Below are 3,263 nucleotides of genomic sequence, written 5' to 3' on the forward strand. Positions count from 1 at the left end.
GCGCTCGACAAACGCACCCCAGACGCGGCATACTTCGAGCAAGCAGAGATACGAAAAGCGGCATGAACATAAATCTGATGCATCTTAGACAAGCCGCAAACCTGTCCTAAAAAGCAGGACCACTTCAGCCAGACCGAAAGATCAGCAAAAATTTTGACAAAAGTGTTCAAAATATAGCGAGCAGTTAAATCTTTTCCAAAATTATAGGTACTATTAGAAATCAGCTCTGCCCCATTTTAAAACTCACTTAATGAACGGATGGCATCTTTTCCCTCGGTGATCCATGGGGATGAAGATGACTTCTATTTCTCGCTACAAGCTGACTATGAATAAAGATGCACAAACCGTAGTGCAGCATGATGCATGTGGCGGCGAGGTGCATCAGCATCCACACACAGCTGATGATTCTTCTTTTAGTGCAAGAAATGTAGATTCAAATGGCCTCATAAACTATATCGAAGACAATGATGCACGAGGTCCGATTTCTGGAACCAATGGGAATGACCATATTGTTCATCACCGCGACCCTGATTTGATCGATCACTCAGGAACTGGCCTTGTTGGCTTTAGTGGTGATGACACACTTGAAGCATCCGTCCCAATGACGGGACAGATCCATATGTATGCTGGGATAGGTGACGATACGCTTATATTGGACGTGACAAAATCAGCAGATGCTGCTGCGATGCAGGGGCATCACGCATATAGTGGACTTGGAGCGGACACATATATCTTCAAAAATATTCTAAAAAATGAGTCGCCAATAGTTGGAAGATTGGACAGTTATGATCCGAGTATAGATACAATTAAAATAGAAGACCAAGAAATTGACCTGGAGGATTTGCCGCAATCGATAACGCTTGAGAATGGTGAAGAGATCAATATAAAGGTAGTCTCTATTTCGCATCCAGAATATGAAGCTGAGGGACTTGGCGAGCAGTTTTTCTTGGCAATTGGAGATGATATTTTCTACGCGCTTGATGGTGCTCGAGATCTACAAAATGGAGTATCTGGCCTAATCGGTGAAGAGCGGCATTTTGTCCTGCCGAGTGCGCTTGAGGAGTTGCGGGCTGCAGAGGCAGTGCAGTATTTTAACCCAACCAACTTCGTTCCAGACGATTTCATTCAGCAGTTTGAGAACGGTGTTGAATTGGTCTGGACACCGCCTGGTGAAGATTATGAAATCGAGCCATCTTCGGACACCCCAGTCCATGTCTTCGGCGGCAAGACCAACCAAGATGCTGAGAGCTCGAAGGGAGAGCAGACGGTTCATGGAAGTGACCAAGCGGATATAATTGACGGAAACACCGGGAACGACACGATCTACGGCGAGGGCGGAGATGATCTCATTGCCAGCGGTATCGATAATGATCACGTCGAAGGTGGGTCAGGAGATGATAGTATCTGGGGTGGCGACGGGGATGACACAATCAAAGGCAATGACGGTAACGATTATCTTGAAGGTGGACGCGGTGATGACGTCATCGATGGCGGCGCTGGATCGGATATAATCATAGCCGGCTTGGGAGATGACACTCTGACGGGGGGCGGTTCCGAAAGTGATGTCAACCAATTCCACTTCAGCTTTGATGATGGGCATACCGTAATTACAGATTTCAAGGTTGGACTAGACCAAATTTCCATCCAGCACGAGATCGATCCACTATCAGTGGAAATCTACGAGAATGACGAAGGCTATGTTATGATGAATTACGGGCAGGAAGCGACGGTTGAATTGGAAGGGGTTTCCCTCAGCTCGTTTCAAGAAGCAGCTGAAGCGCGCGCGGAAGACGGCGACCCATTAATCGTCATTTCTACAAATCCGAGAGATGAGCTCGCCCAAGAAATCTTGGTTGATGCCGGGTTCTATGGCGATGAAGAGCCACCCAGTCTGGAGGTGGAAGGTATTCAATACGGTGCGGCCGCTTTCGACAGCGACGAGCCTGGAGGCTATGTCTATGTCGATGATAGTGACCCGGAGCCGGAACCGGAGCCAGAACCTGGCCCGGAGCCAGATCCATGGCCGATCCCGACCTGGCCACCATCGCCAGATGATGATCCAGAAGACGATCCGGTTGAGGACCCAGAAGACGATCCGGACGATGAAACGAATGCCAGCAGTTGTTTTGTCGCCACCGCCGCCTATCAGGATCCATGGCATCCAGAAGTCGTATATCTGCGACGGTTCCGTGATGACTGGCTGGTGAACCGAGCCTGGGGGCGCGCCTTTGTTCGTTTTTACTGGTGTGTCGGGCCGATTCTTGCGGTTCCGGTTAGAAAGAGCGCTGTCTTGCAGGCAGTCTCGAAGGGAGTCATTCGATCACTCATAAGAGTGTTCAAACTCAAACTGCGATGACAGTTCTGAAGTGAGGTTTTGCGTTCAAGTAAAGAGGTATTCCACTCTATAGATGCTCTGTGTGTTTAAAATATGCAAAGCATAGCGCCACACTCTATATTCTGATCGAACATATTTTATTGACTTCAAAGATAATTTCTGCCTGATCTGGCAAAAATGTCTTGAAGCCATTCGATGTTGGAAAGATGAAACCTGTTTTTAGGTCTGCGCTGCTGTCCGCGCAGATCAATATTCTTCCAATCCCTTCGAAAACTATCATCCTATAGTTCGCCCTAAAATTGAAATTTGGCGCTGTTAGTAGGGCTGATGCCTGCTCGTCAAGGTAGTCTCCACGAAGATCATATGCTTGGCTCCAATCATGGTTTTCAAGCTCTTTGCTGAGCGCCCAGCTCATATGGCGATCAGCAAAGAGCTTGAAATGAATCCTGTCATTATAAGAAGCTGGAAGGCTCCCACCAAGACACCTGTGAAGATTCCAACCCGATACTTCATCAAGAATTTCCTTGCGATCCTTGGGTTTTTTTCATGCAAGGTGCCAGTATTTAGCTATACGCTACAAACGGAAAAAGGAAACTCAGGGGATCTCCCCTGAGTTTTCGCTCTGTTGTGAGTGCCCAAAGGCATATCACGCATGTTTTTCCAGTAAGTTGATATGTTTATCTGCTCACCCCTATGAAGCCAGATAATAGTAAACAAATGATTTATTTCTTGTTATTTATCGCGATGAAAAGCTCACAAGCCTTTTTTGGCTCTACGAGCGAACTTTGCGTGCTGAGGTGTGAGATATGCGCAGAAGTTGGTGACGCCTGATCAGGCGGCGGCTTGAACGTGGCGGAGGCCGTCGCGGAACTCAACCCCTTGGATGATCTCGGGCAGGCGGTTCCGGCCATCGAGTTTGCGCCATTTC

2 protein-coding genes are annotated in these 3,263 nt (G+C 47.8%); one reads left to right on the forward strand and one right to left on the reverse strand.

From position 1 onward, the window contains the following. Positions 1-295: 295 nt before the first annotated feature. Complete coding sequence (locus ROE7235_RS20320) at positions 296-2,356, forward strand: calcium-binding protein (RefSeq protein WP_245964040.1); 2,061 nt, start codon at positions 296-298, stop codon at positions 2,354-2,356. Positions 2,357-2,450: 94 nt separating this feature from the next. On the opposite strand, the gene ROE7235_RS19105 is transcribed toward ROE7235_RS20320, so the two are convergent. Then, positions 2,451-2,750 carry a hypothetical protein gene (locus ROE7235_RS19105; RefSeq protein WP_121097549.1) on the reverse strand — a complete coding sequence of 100 codons (300 nt, stop codon included), beginning with the start codon at positions 2,748-2,750 and terminating at the stop codon, positions 2,451-2,453. Positions 2,751-3,263 lie beyond the last annotated feature (513 nt).

This window comes from Roseinatronobacter ekhonensis (genome assembly GCF_900499075.1).
GTDB classification, from domain to species: domain Bacteria; phylum Pseudomonadota; class Alphaproteobacteria; order Rhodobacterales; family Rhodobacteraceae; genus Roseinatronobacter; species Roseinatronobacter ekhonensis.

What these genes read in the sequence shown, in the direction of transcription:
- ROE7235_RS19105 (WP_121097549.1), bottom strand. Translation starts at nt 2,750, where the DNA reads ATGAGCTGGGCGCTCAGCAAAGAGCTTGAAAACCATGATTGGAGCCAA.
- ROE7235_RS20320 (WP_245964040.1), top strand. Translation starts at nt 296, where the DNA reads ATGACTTCTATTTCTCGCTACAAGCTGACTATGAATAAAGATGCACAA.